Source organism: Haladaptatus sp. DYF46, from assembly GCF_021083305.1.
Lineage (GTDB): Archaea > Halobacteriota > Halobacteria > Halobacteriales > Haladaptataceae > Haladaptatus.
In genome coordinates, this window is record NZ_JAJFAY010000007.1 from 102,928 (window position 1) to 125,102 (window position 22,175).

Here is a 22,175-nt window from a genome sequence, read left to right on the forward strand (position 1 = left end):
GGTGTCCTCTGGTGGAAATTTATCGGGTCTGGCAACCACTCATATCTCTGAATGTACAGATGCGATTTTCCGACGATTGGCTGCTACTGAGGCCGCCAACCGTATCATTCGTCCGACGATACCGGTTCGCCGTCTTCCATTCGCCATTCGAGTTCGACTTCGAACTCGGCCTCGTCGTCGGTAACCTCGTATTCGACTTCCAGTTCGAAATGCTCTGGAACCGCGACCGTGAAACCGTTGTCTCCTTCGATGTCGATTGTCCCGTTCTCCACACCATCTGCGACTTCGCGGAGGATCCCCGCACCGTCTGCCCGACTCATCACTTTCTCACCTTCACGTTCCGTCTCATCATCTACCGATTTCGCTTCGGTCTTGGATTCTTCGTCGTCGTTTCCCATACCGAACCCGCAACGGCTGTCAATAAAACATCTCGGGCCTCATATCCGCACAGTTTGATCGGTGGTAGTCACCACTTTTATCGAAACACCACCGAGAGGATCCTTACTGTCTCAAGTGGTAAGTCTATCTCCTGTATCTATCGATTAGAGTGACTAGTCGAGATTGTGGGTGGGGCAGGTGATGGTGAGTTCTCGAAACTGTTTCCGCCAGTATCGAGCCGGTCGAACGCCTTATACAATCACCATATTATTGATCTGATTTGGTCTTTGAAGATTCTCATCCCTTTCCATTGGATACATCATAATCGATTTCGGCCGTGTAACTAGCACGAGACAGTAGTCCCAACTGAATTATTAAAAATCGCTTCGTCGTGAAAGAAGAACCTCATCACCAAGTCAACCAGTAGTCTCGTTCATTCATATTCAGTCCAAATGTCGCCCATTCGATCATAGACCCAAGGGACAACGACACGTGAGAATACGGATGGCAACTCTGGTGGATGCTCTCGGTTCACCCCATCGTCATGAGTCGCGTTTGGTGGTGAGTGAAAATGGTCCATAGAATATTCTTCACTCTCGTGGCGATCCCACCGACACATCCACTCCTCGCCGAAATGATCTTCGAAGTACGTGATATGGAAATCACCGTTGCCATACGATTGGACCTCGAGGTACGCTTCTCTCACATACGCTTCTGGGTAGTGTTCGTCTCGAAGTGAGATGACGATCGAATCCGGCCGGTTTGATGGAAAGACGGAAATCGTCTCGATCCACTCTTCAGATCCGAGAATCGATGCGATTTCCCGTAGTAAAGCACGATTTGGTGTCCGCTTTCGCCTCCCGTCAACCACACTCAGACGACTCCTTCATCGGTCGCACTGTCGCGGTTGACACGGCGGAGGTCATGAATCTCCTGTCTGACTGCTTCCCAATTGGTGATGTCTAACCAGACTTGTTCTGGATCCCCGTACTGTGCATACTCTAAGGGATCGATGTCATTGGGGCTCTCGACATCGTAGGTCTGTTTGTAGTTTTCGTTCTCAGCGAGTAAATCACCAAGACGGGATTTGTACTCCTGTTCGCTCAACTCTGCCAATCGATTCAGCCGTCGCCACTCGAAGTACGCTTCGTTCCGTTTGTACGTCGCCGGGTTCTCTGTCATACGGGTCAAGAGGCCGATCTCGGCGAATCGTTTAAGATGGCGGCGGGCAGCATTCGCAGAGCAGTCTGCGCGGTCAGCAACTTCGGCAACACGGGTTGGGTCGGTGAGTTCGAGGGCGATTCTGTAGACGCGCTCGTCGGCAGGGGCGTTCTCCAGTCTGTCGGCGAACTCGGATGCAAAATCAGTTTCTGGTGGTCCTCGTTCGTTTGTATCGCTCATACGCAGAAATACGAGTTAGTGCGCAATATAACTATTGACTGCGTATATTAACGGGCATCTGCTATTCTCTCTGGTGTCGGATCAGGATGAGTTACAGTCCATGAGAGGTGTAGTAGCAAGGAGCAGCTACAGAGAGCTCAAGGATAGTGAATTCCCCTATTGTTTAGCTGATTCCTTCAAGAATTGGAGTGCACTCGATTCGATCGCCGCAGCGTAGTCATCATAGGATCCAACACCTGTATTCGTGGCTAACGCACCGGAGCGAAGAGAATACTCACTCATCACTCTCGATTCCTCTGCAATCCGATCGTCTCGACCGGGATAGACGAGTACTCCCGGTACTTCGAGTGCGAGAATGTACGACGTAAGTTGATACACATCACTGGACGATGCCGACCCTGTCTTCCACTTGGCGTCAACCACCAGTGCGGGTGTGCCATCACTGCGGGTAATGAGCACGTCTGGGCGCATCGAAACGGCATGCGGCCCTTCAACGACGTTTGGAATCGATGCCTGCCCCTCGACGGTGAAATCGCCGAGTTCCTGTGCTGCTGCAATGAAGGCCCGCTCGACGATGCGTTCGAACACGTCGTTCATGTTGACGAACAACGCCAAGGATCGACGATCACCGGCACGCACGTCGTCGAAGAATTCGCGGTCGAGAACTAGTCGTGTGAGTCCAAGGAGGGCTTCGTAGTGATCGTTCAATCGTGAGAGCTCAAGTCGATCGACATCTCTCGGGGAGACGTCTTCGACGGACACGAACTCTTGGAGGCGTTGTTCGTGATGGTGCAGTCGACTCGAGAGTTTGTCGTCACGTGCGAGTGTCACCAAGATACGGGTTGCTACGAGGACTGCTTGATTCAGGAGGTTGTCTGTGGTGAAGTCGTCGTGAGTGACTGCAAAGTCGGTTGTGACGGCTGCCGGCAGTTGGAGTTGTCGCTGGACGTCGATTCGACCCTGAACATGATCACGGACTGAGTTCGTTCTCACGTATTCTCGATGGAGTCCTTGCGCAAGCACGGACTGGAGTTCAGCCTGAAAGAGGACGCCAATCGCATCGAAAAACGACGATGCACCGGTGAATTCTGTCTCAAATTCAAGTGAATCCACGGGGGTGTCGAATGCGTATTTGAGTGCCCACAGAAGGCGTGTCACCGTCTGTTTAGGTGTGACCTCGATTTGAACGCCACTCGGCAGCGTGAGGACACCAACGTGACTGCCGGTTTTGATAATCGCTTTGCCGTCGCTGGTAAACGAGACGTTCAATGGGTTCGCTCGACATCGTTCTTCGAGTGATTCCAAGAAGACTGCATCTTCTCGGCTGATTTCGAAGGGAGCGGTGCTATCGTGTTCTTCCAGTGAGATAGGATCAGACGGTGGAACCGTTCCGTCTGCATCCACTTGATCGACCGGTGGACCGAGATACCCAACCGGCGTGATCTCAGTCATGCTGGAAGGTTGCTGCCCGTTCGGTGAATGATTGAAGACCTTCGCTCAGGGCAGTGATATCCTCCTCGGAGAGGTCACTCACATAGAGTCGAGGATCTACAAACCCTCCTTCTTCTCCCTTCTCGGGATTCCATCGATGCTCGTAGCCACTTATATTTGTGAAGACGCGTGAGGCACCTTCGATGAATTCGCGATCGAGTGGGTTTGTATCACGGTCAAGCAACCAATTCCACCGGAAGTCGATCCTACCGTCTTGGGAGAGCTGAATGATTCCGACGCCAGAATCCACCGAATCGGACTTCAGCATAATCGATGCTCGGTCACCCCGACCGGTGTCAAGCCATCCAATATCGTCACCGATATCGAGAATACGAACCATCTTTTCTGCAGAGTCATCGTCGAGGATGGATTGTAGTCGTTCTCGGAACGTTTCTGGTGTTCGGTCTCCAGCAGCCCACGCATCATCTGGTTGCCCTTGCAGGGCTTCTGTTCCGTTTCCATCCGGTATGGCCTGCATTGCATCGGCGAGTGGTGCTGGGTCCTCAACGCCGGCGAGATCACAGAGGGCTGAATAGAGTGCCTGATCGTCGAACGATTGAATTCGTTCGGTCTCCCAGTCGATCAGGCGGGTATCGATTTCATTGAGCAGTTCGTCGCGGAGGCGATCGAACTGGCCGAAGTAGTATTCTTCGAGTTGCGGAAGGATGTCGTATCGCCACGCATCAACAATATCGTCGGATGAGTCGTGAATGAGGAAGTACGTGTGACCGAGTTGTTTGCCTTTGCCGAGCTGTGGAGCATCGAGAATACGTTCGTTGAGTTCATGAGCTGCAAGCACGCTTGCTCCCAAGAGTCGTTCCTGCCGGGAGATTCCACTTGAGTGGGCTGTGACAGCGGCCTGTGCATCGAGCGGTTCGATGTCGTATTGTTCGAAGACGATATCCAGATCCGGTGGGAAATCGATGAACCGGAACCGACGGCGGAGTGCAGTATCGACCAGTGCGATGGACTGATCAGCCGTATTCATCGTGCCGATAACGTAGAGATTCGGTGGGACGGTGAAGGTCTCACCGGAGTGGGCGAGTTCGATTTCGAAGTTCCCGCGTTTGTCTGCCTCGAGGAGAGTGATGACTTCACCAAAGATTTGAGCGAGATTCCCCCGGTTGATCTCGTCGATAATCAGCACGTAGGGGGGAGCTTCATCGGTGTCTTCCTGTTGGTTCGCATATTCGTATGCGGTCTGTGCACGCTGGCAAATCCGTTTGAACACTCCCTCTTCGATGCGGTATTCGACAGCGCCATCATTCGCCTCGGCAGTCAGTCCCTCGATGAAATCTTCGTAGGAGAACGACGGATGGAACGTCACTATCTGTATTTGTTCGTCAACAGATTCAGAACTGGTTTGGTTGTGAACCCACCACTGTGCGAATCGGTGGGCAGTGTAGGTTTTACCTGTCCCTGGTGGACCGTAGAAAATGGCTTGGTTGGTAGCCAGTAACTGCCGGGCGATTTCGTCAGCTTGAGATGGTTTCGCAGGTGGTTCGACCGGCCTAGAAATATCATTCAAAGCAAGATAGTTTGCTTTGACGTCATGGAGTTTACCGAGAACAGTATCGATAGACAGGCTCTCATCGGTCTGTATTTTCTCCAGATTACGATTTCCTTTCCAATCTTCTTCATCCCGAAGATTCCCACCAACGTGGAGACCATATGTAACGCGATTCCAATGGACACCGAGATACAACTGATATTCGTCTCGCTGGTCACCAATTTCTCCAGGATAGATTGCTAACCATGCGAAATCAGAGAGGAAATTTCGAGGTTCTGTGAAATGAACAGTGTGGATATCGTGGTCAGATACATCGAGTTCTGTAGCGATGAAATTGGCAAGCCGGTCGAGGTACCCGTCGATACGCGGTCTGAAGAAATCGAAATACAGCTGACCGATAATCTCGTAATTCCCCCATCTCAAGAATATGTTGGTATCGAACTTCGCTGCTTCCTTCTCTTTGAGCGATTCGAGTACATCAATCGGGATTTCTCCATCATCAGATAGGCTATCGAGAATTTGATATCGGACGTGGTTGATTTTCTTCGAATCAGCGTATCGCTGCTGTTCGACTACTCGATATTCGGTGGGGAGATTTCGAATGGCATTCAATAATGCTTGAGTGTCATCGGTTCCTTCTGAACTCGGGTCAAACTCTTGGAGTTGTTGGGAAAATTTCCAAACGTAGTTTAGGATGAAATCAGCAACATCCTTCTGATTCGATTCGTCAGTAAGTGCTGCTGCGAATCGACGAACATCCGCTTCAGTGGCGTCATAACTGTACTGCTCCGTGAGATTCTCCGCAATAGTGGAACAAACCCGCGCTGATATAGGTCGCGTTTTTCACTCTCGGAGAAGCTGTTGAGTGAATTGGCAGCCAAATCATTAAATGACGAAGCTCGAATTGGTCCCCAGTCACAGAAAAGTTCGAGGAATGTCCGGAAGGACTGTTCATCATATTCGTCCTCTGTCGAGGATTTCTCGGGACCGATTTGGCTGTATGCCTTCTGTATCGCCCACGTGTCGAAAACTAAATTATCGATATGGAGTGTACTGTACATTTCAGTTTGATATTCTAATCAAACCACATAATTCTATGTAAATGGTCTCCCACGAGAGACACAGGTCAACCTCTGGCTTCCTCAGGCAGTGAACTCGATCAAGTGTAGCCACATGAGGAGATGTCTGAGAAAAACCGCTTGAGAATTTTCATGAGACCAGACTCAATATCGGATACGTTCAGAATCTTGATTTCGTTGTCCTACTGGAGAAAGGGGAGATACCCGAGTGTTTCTTTGATCCTTGGCGAATCGTCTTGGTGTTCGTGCTGTTTTTGACTTCGGTGATGAGGTAGTCTTGCTCACCATCATGGTGGGTGATTTGGAGGACGATGATATCTTTCTATCTCTTGATCCGAAGCCTACAACAGACGACTCATAAAGCGTGTTACGCAGGCATTTATTGGATGACGGATACAATGCCGCGTTATCATGCACTATTCATTTCGTGTGGGTCAACAATACCGAGACACTGGCAGCTTTCGAAACCCGGACGATCAATTCTTGCGATGGATTCGAGGCTCGCTCGACAGTGGCATCAAGAACGCCGGCGGAATTCGTGATCTTGGCGCGAATCGGTCCAATATGCCTGCGGCGCTCGTCCTTGTGTCGAACGACAGCGGCATTTCCCAGCACGACGATCCGTGGGAAGACACGCTCGCAGTCAACGCAGGCTACGTCAGTTACTGGGGCGATGCGAAAGCCGACAACCCCTACGACGACTCTGCGAATAATCAGAAGATCAAGACGGCGTTCGACCGAGCTGCGGCGGGACGACGCGAGGATGTCACACCAGTCCTGATGTTCCGCAAACCAGAGTCCGGAGTCGTCGAATTCTGTGGGCTCTGCGTCCCGGATCACTTCGAAGTACGCTCCTATCGGGATGACGCCGGGACGCAGATTCCGAACTACCTCTTTCACTTCTCGATCCTCAACACCCAGTCAGTCCCCGTCTCGTGGCTGCATGACCGCGCCCGTATGAACGACAACGACCGTGCTCCGGATGTTTGGAAGCGCTGGGTCGAAACCGGCGACGTCGCCCAATGGCCGACCGGCGAAACTCTCGATCAGAGTGGGCGGATCCGACGCTACGAAACCTCCGAAACCGTCGTGAGCGACGCATTCCGAGCAGAAACGTTCGACCACTACGGGCACAAGTGTACCATGACCGGGATTCGAGAGGCTGAACTCCTGGATCTGGCCCATATCCTTCCCAGAAGCCAGCATCCCGACCTCGCCGAGCACCCAGAGAACGTGCTCGTGTTGAACTCACTGCATCACGGGCGTTCGACGCTGCATTGTTCACCATCGACAGCGACTACCGAATCCGAACGAGCCCCTCATTCGATCCCGCTCACCCATTCCTCCGTGAGACAATCCTCGAACGAGCAGGTGAGCAACTGGCGTTCCCAGCCACCGTTCAGGTCCGGCCGTCGTTCCTCGACGAACTCAACACCGGTCTCTCGTGGCTGTAGCTCCCTGTTCCTCTATTGAAATCGCTTATTGGGCACAGCACTCGCTACCCGTACTCTAAATAATCGATCACTCAATTCCTCCCCCTTCCTAGAAACTGAATGTGGCAGAGAAAGAATCATGATCCGTCTGTGTCACTGTTCATTCATGCCTCCGGATCGGCTCCGCAGTATTGTCCCGATGTTTGGCGGTGGGACGCGCTACGTCGAGACGTTGGAATCAATTCTTGAGTTCGTTGAAGCTCATGAACCGACAACCGATGAGCTCGTCGAGTGGCATCGCAGGACGTTCTCGAACGTATCCAGTCGTGATTCGATTATGCGGCGGGTCAGCTATCTTCAGAAGACCGGGTTCCTCCGTCAGGAGAATGAGCAGTGGGAACTTGGGCAGGCCGGGCGTGAGTATGTCCAGCAGCGCGGTGTGGCAACGCTGCTGCGAATTATGTGTGAGCGGAACGTTGGGCTTCGAAGCTTGTTGTATGCGTTGTCTGTTGGCCCAATGACGATCGCGGAGATCAGTGACCAACAGTTAGATACGCACCCAGAGTTGGGATGGAGCCGCGGGGAGACGGATATGGCGAAGCAACGGGCGAACTGGTTGTGGAGCATGGGGCTTGTCGAGAAACACAGCGAGGAGTATTCGTTAACGGATAAGGGTCGAGAATTCGTTGCGGGTGCAGTTGAAGAGTGGGCGGATGCACAATGGACTGTGACAGCGCATGGCGCGGAATTCTCGGCTGGCACGTACGAAACCACGACTCATGCCAGAGTGGTAGATCCGGAGTTCCGTGCGACAGTGATTGCTCGGCACGACCGGACGTGTCCAATTTCTGGTGTTGACCATCCGGGGTTGTTGGACGTCGCACACGTGTTGCCGTGGAACGAGTACCCGAAGTACAGAGCTGATTTGGCGAACGTGCTACCGTTAAGCAAGACGCATCACGCGGCGTTTGATCGAGAGTTATTCACAATCGACCGGGAATACAGGTTGCAGGTGAATCCGTCGTTCGAGACAGACAGTGAACTATTGCGGCGGACGGTTCTTGACCGGGCTGGGGAGCGAATCTCGCTCCCAGATGCGAGTTTGAATCCAAAGTACGTAGCGCAGCACAACGCGACGCTTGAGTGGGTATGAGGCTATACAGCTGATTATTCAACTGATGGGTTCCGATTGAATATTCTAGTGTCCAATCATTGGAGAGGACTTCGTCTTTGTCCTCGGTTCCGCCCTTAGTGAGCAGATCAACGTGGTAGAGGTGGTATTCGAATTGGAAGTGTAATCGCGTCTGAGTCGATTATCCTGCTAATATTGGTGCTCAAAGGTTAGATCGGCATAGTTGTACGAATACGAGTTGATACCAGACTCGTCACAAAATGACTTGAGATCTATTGGGGGCATGTACGCATTGTCACCAGCCTTTTCTTCGAGATGGTGGCAAAACGCGATATCGATATCCCGATCAGCGCCGTTTTCTTCAGCAACCGTGAGAACCACCGCTAGATCCGGATCGTCATAATCGGGTTTGATGACGTAGTCGCCTGGCGTGAAGGGATTCTCAGCAAGCTCCAAATTTGTGTGCTTGTACGTGTAGAGCTTGATGTCCTGATCGTCGCAGTAGGAGGCGAGCTTTGCAGGGTGGATTTCACGCCAATTACCGGGACCCTCATCGAGCAGGTTTGGGAATGTTACGTTCACTGCTTCGCCGTCCATCTCCTGTCCGTAGGCAGTCGTGTTTTTCTCTGGAGGGAGTACCTCGACGACCACGGCAACAGACCCATCTTTGTCACCGGCTTTCGTAACACGGTCACCAGGTTTGAACGGGTTCTCTGGCTTCTGGTTTAGGTGGGCGGTATTCGGGCCTAAGTCGTGCAGTTCGTTCATGGGACGAGCAGCAAGATGTGCGAGTTTCGCTGGTTCTTCGCCCGAGTAGGCTTCTTGGGTTGTGACCTTCGATTTGAGGGTCTCAGTTCGCTCCCAGCCAAGCAAAATAAGTGCGTCTTCATTATCTCGGTGCCAGACCATGACGATGATGTCGTCGTCAGGGTCGTTTGCGAGGATGTTCGCCGGACGGAATGCAGAGACGTCCCGTGACGTTTTGACGTCTATCTTGTAGCCGAATACCTCGAAATCGTGACCGGAGAAACTCTCGGAATTACAGCGCCGGATGGCTGCTTCATTTTCCCACTCCCACATCTCGACGGGGAGGTATTCACGACAGAACTGTTCGAATGCGAGTTCGCCGAGGTTCCCGATTCGTTTGACGTCTAAGTCGTCGTTGCCTTGGATCACTGCCTGGTGATGGGCGCGTTCGCGGTCGATTTCGTCCGGCGTGTAGAGGTACATTACATATTCGTTATTTGTCGATATTATGTATTTTACTCTTTGATGGTGGTTTCTTATAGGGCACTGTCTAGTTGAGCCAATTTGAGAAGTGAGCAGGCCGGTGATATCCGAGAGCGTCAATTGGCGTGCCATGGATAAAAAATGCTGAAGCGGTGGTTCGGCAGTTCCTTCTGTCCCGTTCGCACGCACGGCCAGCACGGGAAATCACCGAGGCCGTCGCAGTCACAATCGTCTGGTTCGATATCGTCCTCGTCCTCCGACGGGAACGCATTGAGTGTCCCGTTGTCGGTTGCGTTTTCGACGGCGGCCATGTGCTTGCAGAAGGCGTTGCGGTGGACGTGGTGCGGACACGTGCAGGCCATCAGTTCGTCAGTCACGTCGTCGATGGAGACTGTGTACTGGTGGGCTGCGGGGTTCTCGTGGCTCTCGTTGGTGACTCCTACTAGTCTAAGGGCTTCGACGTCGAGGTCAGTTCGACATCGAACGGTTAGTCGAACGTTCTGGGAAGTAGCATATCCGGGGTTTCCGGTCACAATGAACGGCTGAAACAGCAGAGAAGATGTGAGTTTGAAGCGTCAGACCGGGATAACAAGGATCAACAGCGGTCGTCCTGATCGTCTTCAGAGTCACCACCGGTGTTCCCTCCGGAATTGCCACCCGAATTGCCACCGGAATCACCGTCGGAATCGCCGCCCGAGTTGCCGTCGTTCTCGTCACTGGAATCACCGCCAGAGTTGCTACCTGAGTCCCCGCCGGAATCTCCATTCGAGTTGCCACCGGAATCGTCGCCAGAATCGTCACTGGAATCTCCGCCAGAGTCGCCACCCGAGTTACCGTCGTTCTCGTCGCCGCCGTCGTACTCCCAGCTGTTATTGCTACCCTCGTATCCGTCCGGGCTGCTGTCGTCGATGCCGTTCTCGATGTGGGAGTCCGTGACGGTGACTCCCTCGGCGTCGCTCGTGATGCGAAGTGCCTCGTTCCCGCTGCGTGCGCGTGCCGAGACGCTTTCTATCATCGTTCCGGTACCGCTCTCCACAAGCGCGTTTTCTTCGGAGACGTAATCGCCCTCGTAGATCACGACGTTGTTCCCCGTATTCGTCAGCGCCCGTCGACCCGATTCACCGCCGTGGTGGACTTTCAGATTACGGAACTCGCTATCGTCGCGGTTGTTCTGGATAGCGCTCCGGGTGCCATTGGTCGCTGCGTTCCCGGTGACGGTGACGTTTTCGAGAGAAACTGGCTGTTCACCCTCCTTGATTTTGATAGCCTCCGAGCCCCCTGTCTCGTGATTGACGGTGGTTCGCTTGATACTCGTCCGGCCCGAAGATTCCTGAATGAAAATCGCATTGGATGGGCCATCGGTTCGAGTTGTGATAGTGGAGTCGACAACTGTTACGTCGTCCGCATCGCTCGTAACCCAAATTGCGGGACTCTTATCAATGTTCGTCCGTATGTCGACGTTCCGTGCGACGATGCTGGCGCCTCCTTCCAGGCGGAGACCACGCTGACCGATATCAGTGCTGCTTTTTTCGTCGATGGTGATAGTGGCGTCCTCGACGTAACTGCCATTGCCACCAATACGGACGTTCGAGCTCAGACTGTTTTGGAAGTGACCACCTTCGACCTGGATAGCACCGGTCCCGTTGGAGGCGTACAGCCCGTTGTCCGGGAAGCTTCCGAGTACACAGTCGCGAAATGTCATTGTCCCCTTGTTCGCTTTGTTGCAGAGGATACCGGTCGGTCCACGCCACAGGGAATCGCTCGGCGCGTTCCCTTCCCACACGGCGCCGTCAGGTGCCTCAAACCGTTCGACGAGACCGCTACCGTCTGAGTTGTGAACGACGGCTCGGAGCGGCCCCCACGTTCCACTGTCGTGTGTGCCCTTGACCTCGATATCGCGAATGGTCAACCCGTCGGTTATCTCGGCTTCGATGACACGGATACCAGTATTTTTTTCAGTTTGATCGACGGTGAAATTCTCGATTCGCAGGTCTGTTCCGAGGTCGTACTCGACGCCGAGCCGGAAGAGCCGGTAGTTATTATCACCACTATCGTCAAAGTCGGAGTAGTTCGCCGGGACGAGTGTCGCGTCGTTGCCAATCATCCCGAAGTTTTCGAAGCCAGTAAAGCGGAACTGCGAATCTATATAATATTCCCCTTCAGGGAAGTAAAGGAGTGTGTTGTCGTCTGCATTGTCTTCGAGTACCGGTGTGATGGATTCGTTTCCACCGTTGTCCGCACCGGCCTCAGTCACATCAATGACTGTGTCGTACTGGTCATCGTAATCCGATAGGGATGAAGAGGCGGTTCCCATAATTGCAGACGATGCTATGATAGATCCGGTTAGTTTGAGATAGGTTCGACGACTTGCGATACTTCGATTTTGCCTGTCTGACACCATCAAAAGTGCAGTCTCACCACCCCGTATTAATTATCTTGTGCCTAGTTCTGTTTCTCTCGCTTTTTCTCCGCTTAAAACGTTGTGAACGGTATAAACAGTATTCCTTCACCAATATTACCAAGAGTAAAAAATTCTCGGTGTTGTTTAAACAGCACTCAAATAAAATGAAATTCGAGGGAGTCAAGTAGCATTGGTGCACGATGCATGACAAGACGATTCCCCGACCGTGATGGGTCAATGAGGCTGAGCGACTGGACAATCAGTCTCAAATGACCAAACAAACTCGGACGTGGACGCCTCGAACTGACGCAGTTATATACGAAGCAACGACAGTTGGTCGTCGCTAACCATGCCTGGCAGTGCCGGCAGGATTTGAGAGGACCCATCCATCTCTGATACGAATTTCTGAAACACTACCTCCCGGGTGAGAAGGCACTGTACAACAAACCGTATTCGGCCCGTCGTGAAGAATGAGAGGGAAAGAGGGAACTCTCACAACCAGACATGACGACATTGTCGGGTGATGGCGCCAGACGATGGCGTCGTGCTGGCCTCTGTGAGAGCGTATCTCCACCAAAGCTTCGATGGAGCAAATAAGTTCGTCAGACATAGCTTAGTTGTATTATATAATTCAGTCAAGGGGCTGACCAACGGTTGCAGCCGAAAGTCTCACGGCTGTTGCAGCGCACGTCGTTCATCTTGAAGACTAGCGTTTTTGGTGTCGTTCGTCCACGACGACGGCGGATGTTTCCGTGTCTTAAACGATAGTCCATCCTCCGTGAAGAAGACGTATAGCGCGTCATGGACCTCCTTCCACATGTACGTTTTCCGTGGTCCGCCATCGACGTTGACAGAGACCTTGTAGTCCGTGCCCCAGGGGATCTTATCCTGCCGAGTTGGATTCCGGTGTTGGTTTTGAGATGGTGAGCGTTTTCTTGATTTGTTTGTACCCACCGTCAGCGTCGTTAACGCCGACAGTGACATTCTTCATCCTGTTCGCCTTGTGCTCTACAGAGAAAACAAGGCAAGTGTCCTCCTCTCCCACAGCTTCTTCCCAGCTAGCTCCATACAAAAAGAGTGATGGAGTACCGCTACACCGGTAACGCTCACCACAGCTTGGTCGCCGCCTACGAGGCCGACGAGCCTCCCTTTCCGGTCCACGAGCCCCGAACCGCCCCAAAGACCTCACATGTGCGCACTGAACTTTCGCTTCTTCACCGTCTCCTCTTTCCAAGCTGCTGGAATGCCTATGCAGACCACATTGACACCGAAGACGTTCAAGAAACCCTCACCGAACTCGGTGAGCAACTCATGAGAGGCTGCCAGTTGTATGCTCCCCATACTCACCCACGGGACTGCATCAGTGCCGTCATCGACGAGCTGCCCGCGATCAGAGAGCGGCTCAAACGCGATGTCGAAGCCGCGTACAAAGGCGACCCTGCTGCGAAGTCATATCTAGAGATTATCCGAGCGTATCCAGGATTTCACGCCATCGTCGCACAGCGTGTCGCTCATGAACTGTACAAGGAGAGCAGGGAGGAGTACGCCCGCGAACTCACCGAAGCTGCGAAAAGCGACACGGGTATCGACATCCATCCTGGCGCCGAGATCGGAGACTACTTTTTCATCGACCACGGCACTGGAGTCGTCATTGGCGAGACTGTCACTATCGGAGATTGGTGTCGGCTCTACCAGAACGTCACCCTCGGTGCCCTGCACTTTGAAGAAGAAGAGGACACCGACCACGCACTCAAGAAGGGGTATAAGCGCCACCCGGATATTGGCGATCATGTCGTCATCGGTGCCGGGACGAACGTCCTCGGCGCCATCTCCGTCGGCAATCACGTCAGCATCGGCGCAAACTCCTGGATTACCGAGGATATCCCTGCAAATACCACAGTGTACGTCTCTGACCATCCCGAGCAAGAACGCAAATCGAACGGTAGCGAGACGGAGGATTAGTCCACTTCGTTTCACTGTCGTGGAGGACAACCGCTTAAGTGGTGTGCGTCCACGGTAGTTGCGCCGGATGACATGCTTGCCCCTCCAATAACAGACGAGAGAACGCAAGACTCGCAGTTAATTTGCAGAGGAAACAACGGACAACGATATTCTGACGGCAGTGCGCGAGTCAGAGTTTCCAGCAGTGACCGCTCGGTGGGTGGCGGATACGCTGAAGATTGAGCGGCCCTCCGCGCATCGACGGCTTGAGGAGTTGCACGAGAATGAAGAGATAAAGCGGGGGAAGTTGAGTCCGCGGGTGGTTATCTGGTGGATTCCAGAGGAGTAGATGGTCGGAAAAGTTAGTATCTTATACTAACTCGTGCCAACCCAGAATCTATTAGAATCAGTGAAGAGGGGTGCCTCTGCTTGAATTACCTGATTTCACTAACTTGTGTGAAGGAAGATACTTATAAATGTGGTTGAAATATCAATTTATGCCCTCTAGACGACAGATACTCGTTGCATTCGCGAGCGTCTCTACTAGTGGACTGACTGGATGTGCCCGTCTTACCTCCACTCCTCCAAAGATCAAGGATCAACCCTGCCCACCCGGTGAGTTCGTCCAGTCGCCTGTTTCGTGTTCTCACTCGGACACTCCGGCGCATGGTGTTGCAGTGCGTGTCTCTCCGAGTACGATTAGTGATCAATCAGCAATCGACGACTTCAGGATTGAAATCAAAAACAAGAGCCAAACGGAGTTGTCTCTCGATGCGGCTCAGTGGCGAGTCTGGACTAAGAGTGGCAGCGACTGGGAGCGATTTGATGAGAATGAAGGGAACAATCAGTCACCAGATAGAGTGACACTGGTACCAAATAAGCATGTGAGTTGGACGGGGTTGAGGACTGCTTTTGATGTGTTTGACAGCAAATCACCGCCCGGACTCTACATCGCTGTCCTTCCCGTTCGCGTGCAAGATAAACATGTGAATTGTGTTTGTCTCTTCCGTATTATGCCGTAGGGCGATTACCGGGACTCAAATAACGGGGAGTCAGTTCCTCCAGGTATTGGATTTTCAGTAGTGGCCATTTGGTGGGTCACAGATCCGCTTGGCATTGAGCGACCGTCTGCCCATGGACGGGTCAGGAGTTACATGAAGATGGAGTGGTAAAGCGAAGAAAATTGAGTCCACAAGTTGCTATCTGGTGGATTCCGAAGTAAGTGTGAATAGACTTCTCAGTTCACGAAGTACGTCGAAAGACGTAGCTGCAGACAGGACACGTTCGTTTGAGTTCATCGATTACGCAATCACTTGTATTACCGGTCCATCCACAGTCAGGACATTGAGTGAGGCCAGTACTCATTTCATCTCACAACGGCCTCCTGTACCAACTACTTTGGGAACGCAAGAGATGTCCTGAATCGACGATCAAATCGACAGGTGTGTCCCTGAAGATACAAGTATATGTAGTTGTATTTATGGGATTTTAATAACTTAGATCGAAGGCTGGATATAGACGTTCTATTCCGTGATACTACCTGTATGAGCCCATATCGATCCGCAAATCTAAGGTTGGAATAGTAATAAGAGATGGAAAGTCTAAGGTTGGATGAGTAACAGGAATAGAGATATCACGGTAATGTCCGGCTTTCAGTCGTTTGAAGCCGTGAAAGGCTTCATTTATGATTTCGATCCAGCCTTAGAATCCTAAGGCTGGATTCTATGGCCAGAAACCATCCCTAAGCGATTCTATGCGATTTTAAAGGCGTCAAATACCGATCTGTACCTCCAAATTCTTCCAAAGTAATAGGGGGGTACGAACGAATAGAATGAGGATCGACAAGGGTGAGAATATCATGAGAGGAAGACTGTATAGGAGATTTGTATTTTCAGTATTTGAGAACAACGTCTGGTCAGTAGCTCACTGATCACTATCGCTAGTCGATGTATCTGTATCTTACCCGGCTTAGCCGACATACGGCGATGGGGAGAGTCACACCGTATTCTCGGGATTTGTTCATATACCCCCTGTTCCAACAGCCCTAAATGATTTATCACTAGTATAGTAACCCGAGTATGGATGAAGATCTCGATTGAGTTGCAAGACGGTCACGAGTTGGAACTCACAGATGTGGGAATTGAAACACACGAGCAATCCAATACAATAGCACTGAGCGTCGATGCTCTCATTAAAGGACTAGACGAGGAGACACTTGCTGCATTCGAAGACCGCAAACTCCATCCACTCTCCCTTGTCTTCGTGAGCGAGGATGAACTCCCAATTGATGAGGAAGAGCGCTCCAGTAGAAAATAAAGCACAGTCGGATTCCTCGTTGGGACGCGCATAGAGCAATTCGCTCTCACTAGCATCGTAATCACTCTCAGGACCACCGATGGTGAGATCTATAGTAGCCGTTAGAAATTTCTGCCCGGATAACGTTGAGTGTTCTAATGGACCATCTTGACGATATTTCTGTCGAGGAACTCCAAGACGCTCTGAGCAACCGATTCTTTGATTCACTCGACGAATTAACCACGGCGATTGATACCGCTCTCGACCAGCTATCTCTTCCAACAGTGAGCAACTACTTCTAATGTCTACTATAGTAAGAAGAATTCCGAGTGCGGTAAGATAGAGGGTACTCGATGGCATGGTGGGGAGCACAGCACGACCAGATAGGAGTGAGGCTAACAGAAACAGCGTCGGCAAAAACCCGTTGCCCCCGAAAATGTCGCTAATTGCGAGTTCATAATCGTCGAGTTTGATGGCTGCCATTCCGGTCGCAACTTCCGGCAATGAAGTAACAGCTGCTAACACTGTAGCACCGAAGACTGCACCACTAATTCCGAGATGGCGGGCGATTTGGTCGCTCGTTCGTTCGAGTACGATACCACCGACGAGTATTGCAACTGCAGCGAGAACGAAGAGACCGACGATGTACGGTGTTGTCTTGCCAGCGACCGTCATTCGGCGGTGTTTCTTTCGTTTGGCAACTCCTCGTGGCTCCTGCTGGCCGCCGGGTGCTGCACCCTCTTTCTCCCATGGTAGTCCTGAGACACAGAATTAGTATCTCGGGTGGAGTAATACCGAACACGAGAAATGATGGCGAGAGCTGGCTCCCCATCACGACGACGGAGAGGACAGCAATCACGACACTTGCCTCAACGACGAGTTGCAGCGATGACGCCCAGTACGTAAGTGCGTCCGATCGGCCAATTCCAAACACATCGAAAATGACGAGGACGACAGTTTGGATTGCGATTCCACCGAGAATATTCCCGATTGCCAAGTCCAGATTATGCGAAAGCGTTGCGCTCGTCGTGATAACGAGTTCGGGGAGATTTGTGACGATGGCGAGCAGAATGAGGCCGCTCAGTGCTTGTCCCAGCCCCCATCGGACTGAAAGGACATCGGTCGTGTTCAAGACATAAATGCTAGCGATATATACAACGTTAGCGGCACCGATGAAGAGTACAGACAGAACGACCAGAGAGCTACCCTGAAACATCGGTGTTTGTCAAATCCACACCGATGAGATAGCAGGTGGATTGTCATCGACGCAAGGAATGTCTTGGGAGGAAGCGATGAGTCTCAAACCGACCCCTCGAACAACGTGAATGGGAAACCGGCAGTCGAACGTGAAAGGATGATTCGACATTTTGTGGTATTAGGACTACTAATGGCATAGTCGTTCGGCTCACTCTGGGGACCCCGATATTGATCTCGAGATACAGTTCGTCACAATGAGGAATAGCTGGTAAGAACACGAACCAACACGAGATACGGCCGACAACAACTATCTTCCTTCGAGGAGAGAATCCCGCTCTTTAGGGCGGGCGTGAATCCGACAATTCCTACACGACCACCGTCGATTGCTGACCCGGATATTCCACGCTAATCCACACTATTAAGTAGATTTGTCTACATAGGCTATGTATGGCGATTCAGGTCACGCGCACCTACGTTGGTTCCATCCAGAACCACCGGCAGGTCTGCGATGGCCTTGACTCGCTCGGAGATTCCGCCTCAAAAATTTGGAACGTCGCACGATGGACAGCCGACCGAGTATGGGATGAAATTGGTGAAATCCCCGACGAAGGCTCGCTCAAATCGTATATGAAGAACCAGTCGTGCTGGAAAGACTTGAACGCACAATCTAGTCAGAAAGTCATTGAAGAACTTTCTGATGCTTTCCGGTCATGGTTCGACCTGCGACACAAGTTTGACGAGGCGAATCCACCCGGATACCGCAAACACGGCGACGAACGACCACGTAGTACGGTCACGTTCAAAGCAGACGGTTTCAAACACGACCCCCAGAACAATCGTGTTCGGCTCTCGAAAGGCTCGAATCTGAAAGAACACTTCTCGGACTTCCTGCTCTGTGAGTATCAGACTCGTCCCGATGTTGACCTCTCGGAAGTCAAGTCGGTGCAGAACGTTCGCGCCGTCTGGAACGGCGACAAATGGGAACTCCACTTCGTCTGCAAAGTCGAACTCGAAACCAACGATTCCACAGGCGACGGTGTGGCGGGCATCGACCTTGGCATCAAGAACATCGCCACGCTCGCGTTCCCTGACGAATACGTGTTGTACCCCGGTAACTCGCTTAAACAGGACAAGCACTACTTCAACCGTGTCGAGTACGACACTGAAGGTGAGAACGGCCCGTCTGAGAAGTCGATGTGGGCACGTCGGAAACTCGCTGACCGTGAGACGCACTTCTACCACACGCTCACGGACACCATCATCACGGAGTGTGTTGAACGTGGTGTCGGTACGCTCGCGGTGAGTTGGCCTGAAGAAGTTCGCAACTCGGATTGGGGTAAGACGGGGAACAAGAAGTTGCATACGTGGGCGTTCGACCGTATCTACCAGTACCTCGAATACAAAGGTGTGATACGAGGAGTTGAGGTGCTGAAAGAGAACGAGTGGAACACCTCGAAGACGTGTTCAGCGTGTGGTGATGACACTAAGTCGAACCGAGTTGAGCGTGGGTTGTACGTCTGCTCGTCGTGCGGTTTGGTCGGGAACGCGGATTGTAACGGAGCGGAGAATCTGCGTCAGAAGATAACTCCGAGTCCTCACGGCGAGGATAGGAGTAACGGCTGTGTGGCACAGCCCTCGACATACTTGTTCGACCGCGAGAGCGGAATGTTTCACACGAGAGAACAAGCCATGTCGTAGACCGGCAAATATCCCAACGTGCGGTATGGGAAGCCCCGTCGTTTACGACGGGGAGGATGTCACGCTTGTTCATCCCGTTTAACAGAGTTACGATGCCCTCTTCCAACGAACACGATACAGAAGCACCGTCAGGATGGACAACCGAAACAAGAAGCAATGAAATCTATGCGTGGGTCGGTCATGCAGAGCGAGTAGTCTGTACCCGCGAAGAACACAATGACGAGTGGATCACCTACTCACAACCACGGAGCGAACTCGGCACACCAACCCAAGTACGGTTCACAGATCGCCCTATCCAACTCGACCAGGCGCTCTCGATTGCTTTCGAATACATGAAACAAAACAGCGACACTGAGTAGTGGTCGCATTATTCATCTCACTCTTCGAGGATTTGCTCAATACCAGTCTGAATTCGACCAGCGTCCGGTAGGTAGTCGTCCTCCCGAGCAAACAGCGGATAGGGGACATCGTACCCAGTTACCCGCTGAACCGGCGCTTCGAGGTAATAGAGAGCTCGTTCATTAATGCGAGCGATGATTTCGGCGGCCATCCCTGCGGTTTGTGGTGCCTCGTGAACTACGACACAACGCCCCGTCTTTCGCACCGAATCGAGAACCGTCTCCGTATCGAACGGAACGATACTCCGAGGATCGATTATTTCGATACTTCCGTCGACCGCATCAGCAGCTTCGACAGCCTGCTGGCGCATCGCACCCCACGCTACGACAGTTGCGTCCGTACCCTCTTGAACCACTTCTGCTTCTCCTAACGGGACATGATACTCTCCATCGGGAACGTCTTCACGGAACGAACGGTAGAGACGGGTCGGCTCGAAGAATATCACCGGGTCGGGATCACGAAGCGACGTCGTGAGTAATCCTTTCGCATCCGCGGGAGTCGAGGGAACGGCGATTTTTAATCCTGGAATCTGTGCATATCCCGCCTCGAAACTCTCAGAGTGATGTTCGAGAGCACGGATCCCACCCCCATAGGGAGCACGAATCGTCATCGGACAGTTGAACTCGCCCCGAGTTCGGCTACGAAGTCGGGAGACGTGCTGTTGAATTTGATGAAATCCCTGAACCATGAACCCCGAGAATTCGATTTCCGGCACTGGTGTGAATCCGTAGGCTCCAAGCCCGACACCAAGACCGATGATACCTGCCTCGGCCACCGGGGCGTCGTACACACGGTTCGGATACTCGTCGATCAGCCCCTCCGTCACACGGAACACACCACCATCGACGCCGACGTCTTGTCCATACACCACGATGGAGTCGTCGCGTGCCATCTCCTCGAAGAGTGTGGTACGGATGGCTTCGACCAACCGTTGTTTAGTGGCCATCGTACTCACCCCGGAACGCTTCACGCTGGCGTTCAAGTTCGGGCGTCAGCGACGAGAACGTGTACTCGAACATGTCCTCGGAGTCCACTGACTTCTCTTCTTCCTGTGCCCGCTCAATCGCTTCAGCAAGGTCAGCTTCGATAGTCTCTTCGATAGTCTCGATGCGTTCGTCATCCAGTATATCTCGCTCACGGAGATACGTCTCGAAGCGAACGATCGGGTCACGTGTCGCCCACTCTTCTTCCTCGGTCTCCTTCCGGTAGACGGTTGGGTCATCGGCGGTCGTGTGTACCGACCGGCGGTAGGTGATCGCCTCGACGAAAACTGGGTCGCCGTTACGGGCACTTTCCAGTGCATCATTGACGACAGCGTACGTGCCAAGAACATCGTTTCCATCGACCTGTATCCCCTCGATACCTGCCGCAATCGCCTTCTGTGCCAGCGTTTCAGCACGAGTCTGATGCGTTCGTGGAACTGAAATCGCGTATTGGTTGTTTTGGCATAGAAAGACGGTGTGCGACCGAAACACGCCACCGAGGTTGCATGCTTCGTATACGTCGCCCTCGGAGGTTGCACCATCGCCGAAATAACAGAGCGTCGCGGCATCTTCCTTGGCGATTTCTTGTGCCCACCCGAGTCCCGCGGCGTGTAATGCTTGTGAGCCAACTGGAACAGATGGAGCCATCATACGGTCGTCTGGGGAAACCGCGGCACCTTCCTCCATCCCCATCGCGTACCAGAGCAACATGTGCGGCGGTGTGTTCCGTGAAAGATACGCGGGTTGTTCTCGAAATGACGTCACCATCCAATCGGCATCCGTAAGTGCCATCGCACTTCCGACCTGTGCGGCCTCTTGCCCAATTGCCGGAGCATAGGTGCCGAGTTGACCGCGTCGCTGTAAGGCGATCGCACGTTCATCGAGGCGGCGTGAGAGTTTCATTGTTCGGTACATTGCGAGTAAGCGATCCTCATCGAGATCAGGGTCGAGGTCGGTATCTATCGACCCATCCGAGGCCAACACCTGAACGTAATCGATGGTAAATTCGATGGCGTGGTCACGAGGCATGGGAGAAGAAGCATACGTTAGCCAGATACTTAGAGAGTTTTCCACGTCAGTGTACAACTCGTTGGCTATTAGGACACGAGCGGACAGCACAGGGTGCAGCGCTCGGAACAGAACACCGAGCTCGTCAACATCCACAAAATGCTTAGAGTGTGAACAAGTCGAGGGAAAGTACCTGAATGTACTCGAGCACGCGAAGAACATTACCAAAACGAATGACGTGATGGTCACACGATTGGGCTATCGAGAGGTTGCGACGCACTATTGCTGTGCGTACACAAACGACGGCTATCGAGTGATGGAGGAGATGGCTGAACGCATTCCCGGCGTGACCTACAAAGAGTCACGCACGTTGTCGGTCGACGATGCGATGGGCGTCGGTGGCCATCACATCGAAATCACGTTCGCCCATCCCGACGTAGCCGGATGGATGCGAGCCCACGAAGCCAACGCGGGAGGAAATTAACCACGGACGGAGCGGATTATACCATTGTAATCACGGGGGTTCGCAGAACCCCCGCTCGAACCAAACCACTACACGAGATTCACACCGCACTGCCGGTGACACATGGTGGTACTAG

At 52.5% G+C, this 22,175-nt stretch carries 15 protein-coding genes and 2 pseudogenes; 6 read left to right on the forward strand and 11 right to left on the reverse strand.

The genetic code is table 11. The features are described 5' to 3' along the window. Positions 1-104: 104 nt before the first annotated feature. The 4 genes from LJF34_RS23820 to LJF34_RS23835 form a co-directional block, all read right to left on the reverse strand. Positions 105-398, reverse strand: coding sequence for an amphi-Trp domain-containing protein (locus LJF34_RS23820; RefSeq protein WP_231188382.1), 294 nt, complete (start codon positions 396-398; stop codon positions 105-107). Between the two features lie 853 nt (positions 399-1,251). Next, on the reverse strand, positions 1,252-1,779 hold the full coding sequence (locus LJF34_RS23825) for an ArsR family transcriptional regulator (protein WP_231188383.1): 528 nt from the start codon (positions 1,777-1,779) through the stop codon (positions 1,252-1,254). Positions 1,780-1,935: 156 nt separating this feature from the next. Next, positions 1,936-3,231 carry an McrC family protein gene (locus tag LJF34_RS23830; protein ID WP_231188384.1) on the reverse strand — a complete coding sequence of 432 codons (1,296 nt, stop codon included), beginning with the start codon at positions 3,229-3,231 and terminating at the stop codon, positions 1,936-1,938. Continuing rightward, positions 3,224-5,392, reverse strand: a complete 2,169-nt coding sequence (locus LJF34_RS23835; RefSeq protein WP_231188385.1) for an AAA family ATPase — start codon at positions 5,390-5,392, stop codon at positions 3,224-3,226. Before LJF34_RS23835 ends, LJF34_RS23830 begins: the two co-directional genes overlap by 8 nt. Before the next feature lie 878 nt (positions 5,393-6,270). Between LJF34_RS23835 and LJF34_RS23840 the strand changes: the two genes are divergently transcribed. Together LJF34_RS23840 and LJF34_RS23845 are read left to right on the forward strand one after the other, a co-directional pair. Then, positions 6,271-7,332, forward strand: coding sequence for an HNH endonuclease (locus LJF34_RS23840; protein WP_255666467.1), 1,062 nt, complete (start codon positions 6,271-6,273; stop codon positions 7,330-7,332). A 126-nt stretch (positions 7,333-7,458) separates the two neighbouring features. Beyond that, positions 7,459-8,445, forward strand: a complete 987-nt coding sequence (locus tag LJF34_RS23845) for an HNH endonuclease (RefSeq protein WP_231188387.1) — start codon at positions 7,459-7,461, stop codon at positions 8,443-8,445. A 168-nt stretch (positions 8,446-8,613) separates the two neighbouring features. Here the strand turns inward: LJF34_RS23845 and LJF34_RS23850 are convergent, their stop codons facing one another. The 4 genes from LJF34_RS23850 to LJF34_RS23865 form a co-directional block, all read right to left on the reverse strand. Then, the gene (locus LJF34_RS23850; protein ID WP_231188388.1) at positions 8,614-9,654 is read right to left on the reverse strand and encodes a hypothetical protein; all 1,041 of its coding nucleotides are present in this window, start codon (positions 9,652-9,654) and stop codon (positions 8,614-8,616) included. Positions 9,655-9,770: 116 nt separating this feature from the next. Further along, positions 9,771-10,187: an SWIM zinc finger family protein gene (locus LJF34_RS23855; RefSeq protein ID WP_231188389.1), complete on the reverse strand. Its 417-nt coding sequence runs from the start codon at positions 10,185-10,187 to the stop codon at positions 9,771-9,773. Positions 10,188-10,249: 62 nt separating this feature from the next. After that, positions 10,250-11,908 carry a hypothetical protein gene (locus LJF34_RS23860; protein ID WP_231188390.1) on the reverse strand — a complete coding sequence of 553 codons (1,659 nt, stop codon included), beginning with the start codon at positions 11,906-11,908 and terminating at the stop codon, positions 10,250-10,252. Between the two features lie 1,030 nt (positions 11,909-12,938). Then, positions 12,939-13,100 carry a hypothetical protein gene (locus LJF34_RS23865; RefSeq protein WP_231188391.1) on the reverse strand — a complete coding sequence of 54 codons (162 nt, stop codon included), beginning with the start codon at positions 13,098-13,100 and terminating at the stop codon, positions 12,939-12,941. 35 nt (positions 13,101-13,135) lie between these two features. Here LJF34_RS23865 and epsC point away from each other — a divergent pair, with 35 nt between their 5' ends. Continuing rightward, positions 13,136-14,017, forward strand: coding sequence for a serine O-acetyltransferase EpsC (gene epsC, locus LJF34_RS23870; RefSeq protein WP_231188392.1), 882 nt, complete (start codon positions 13,136-13,138; stop codon positions 14,015-14,017). Between the two features lie 2,462 nt (positions 14,018-16,479). Then, positions 16,480-16,593 (forward strand): annotated as a pseudogene (locus LJF34_RS23875) (IS630 family transposase); the annotation flags it as partial. Between the two features lie 16 nt (positions 16,594-16,609). Here the strand turns inward: LJF34_RS23875 and LJF34_RS23880 are convergent. Beyond that, positions 16,610-16,966 (reverse strand): annotated as a pseudogene (locus tag LJF34_RS23880) (hypothetical protein); the annotation flags it as partial. Positions 16,967-17,935: 969 nt separating this feature from the next. Between LJF34_RS23880 and LJF34_RS23885 the strand changes: the two are divergent. Next, the gene (locus LJF34_RS23885; protein WP_231188393.1) at positions 17,936-19,186 is read left to right on the forward strand and encodes a transposase; all 1,251 of its coding nucleotides are present in this window, start codon (positions 17,936-17,938) and stop codon (positions 19,184-19,186) included. A gap of 376 nt (positions 19,187-19,562) precedes the next feature. Here the strand turns inward: LJF34_RS23885 and LJF34_RS23890 are convergent, their stop codons facing one another. Further along, positions 19,563-20,531, reverse strand: a complete 969-nt coding sequence (locus LJF34_RS23890; protein ID WP_231188394.1) for an alpha-ketoacid dehydrogenase subunit beta — start codon at positions 20,529-20,531, stop codon at positions 19,563-19,565. Further along, positions 20,521-21,597 carry a pyruvate dehydrogenase (acetyl-transferring) E1 component subunit alpha gene (pdhA, locus tag LJF34_RS23895; protein ID WP_231188395.1) on the reverse strand — a complete coding sequence of 359 codons (1,077 nt, stop codon included), beginning with the start codon at positions 21,595-21,597 and terminating at the stop codon, positions 20,521-20,523. Before pdhA ends, LJF34_RS23890 begins: the two co-directional genes overlap by 11 nt. 220 nt (positions 21,598-21,817) lie before the next feature. Here pdhA and LJF34_RS23900 point away from each other — a divergent pair, with 220 nt between their 5' ends. Next, a complete protein-coding gene (locus tag LJF34_RS23900; protein WP_231188396.1) occupies positions 21,818-22,060 on the forward strand; it encodes a hypothetical protein in 243 nt (80 codons plus the stop codon). The last annotated feature ends 115 nt before the right edge of the window (positions 22,061-22,175 follow it).

Excerpts from the sequence above, each read along its gene's own strand:
- LJF34_RS23820 (WP_231188382.1), bottom strand. The coding sequence starts at position 398 with ATGGGAAACGACGACGAAGAATCCAAGACCGAAGCGAAATCGGTAGAT.
- LJF34_RS23825 (WP_231188383.1), bottom strand. The coding sequence starts at position 1,779 with ATGAGCGATACAAACGAACGAGGACCACCAGAAACTGATTTTGCATCC.
- LJF34_RS23830 (WP_231188384.1), bottom strand. The coding sequence starts at position 3,231 with ATGACTGAGATCACGCCGGTTGGGTATCTCGGTCCACCGGTCGATCAA.
- LJF34_RS23840 (WP_255666467.1), top strand. The coding sequence starts at position 6,271 with ATGCACTATTCATTTCGTGTGGGTCAACAATACCGAGACACTGGCAGC.
- LJF34_RS23845 (WP_231188387.1), top strand. The coding sequence starts at position 7,459 with ATGCCTCCGGATCGGCTCCGCAGTATTGTCCCGATGTTTGGCGGTGGG.
- LJF34_RS23850 (WP_231188388.1), bottom strand. The coding sequence starts at position 9,654 with ATGTACCTCTACACGCCGGACGAAATCGACCGCGAACGCGCCCATCAC.
- epsC (WP_231188392.1), top strand. The coding sequence starts at position 13,136 with ATGGAGTACCGCTACACCGGTAACGCTCACCACAGCTTGGTCGCCGCC.
- LJF34_RS23885 (WP_231188393.1), top strand. The coding sequence starts at position 17,936 with ATGGCGATTCAGGTCACGCGCACCTACGTTGGTTCCATCCAGAACCAC.
- LJF34_RS23890 (WP_231188394.1), bottom strand. The coding sequence starts at position 20,531 with ATGGCCACTAAACAACGGTTGGTCGAAGCCATCCGTACCACACTCTTC.
- pdhA (WP_231188395.1), bottom strand. The coding sequence starts at position 21,597 with ATGCCTCGTGACCACGCCATCGAATTTACCATCGATTACGTTCAGGTG.
- LJF34_RS23900 (WP_231188396.1), top strand. The coding sequence starts at position 21,818 with ATGGTCACACGATTGGGCTATCGAGAGGTTGCGACGCACTATTGCTGT.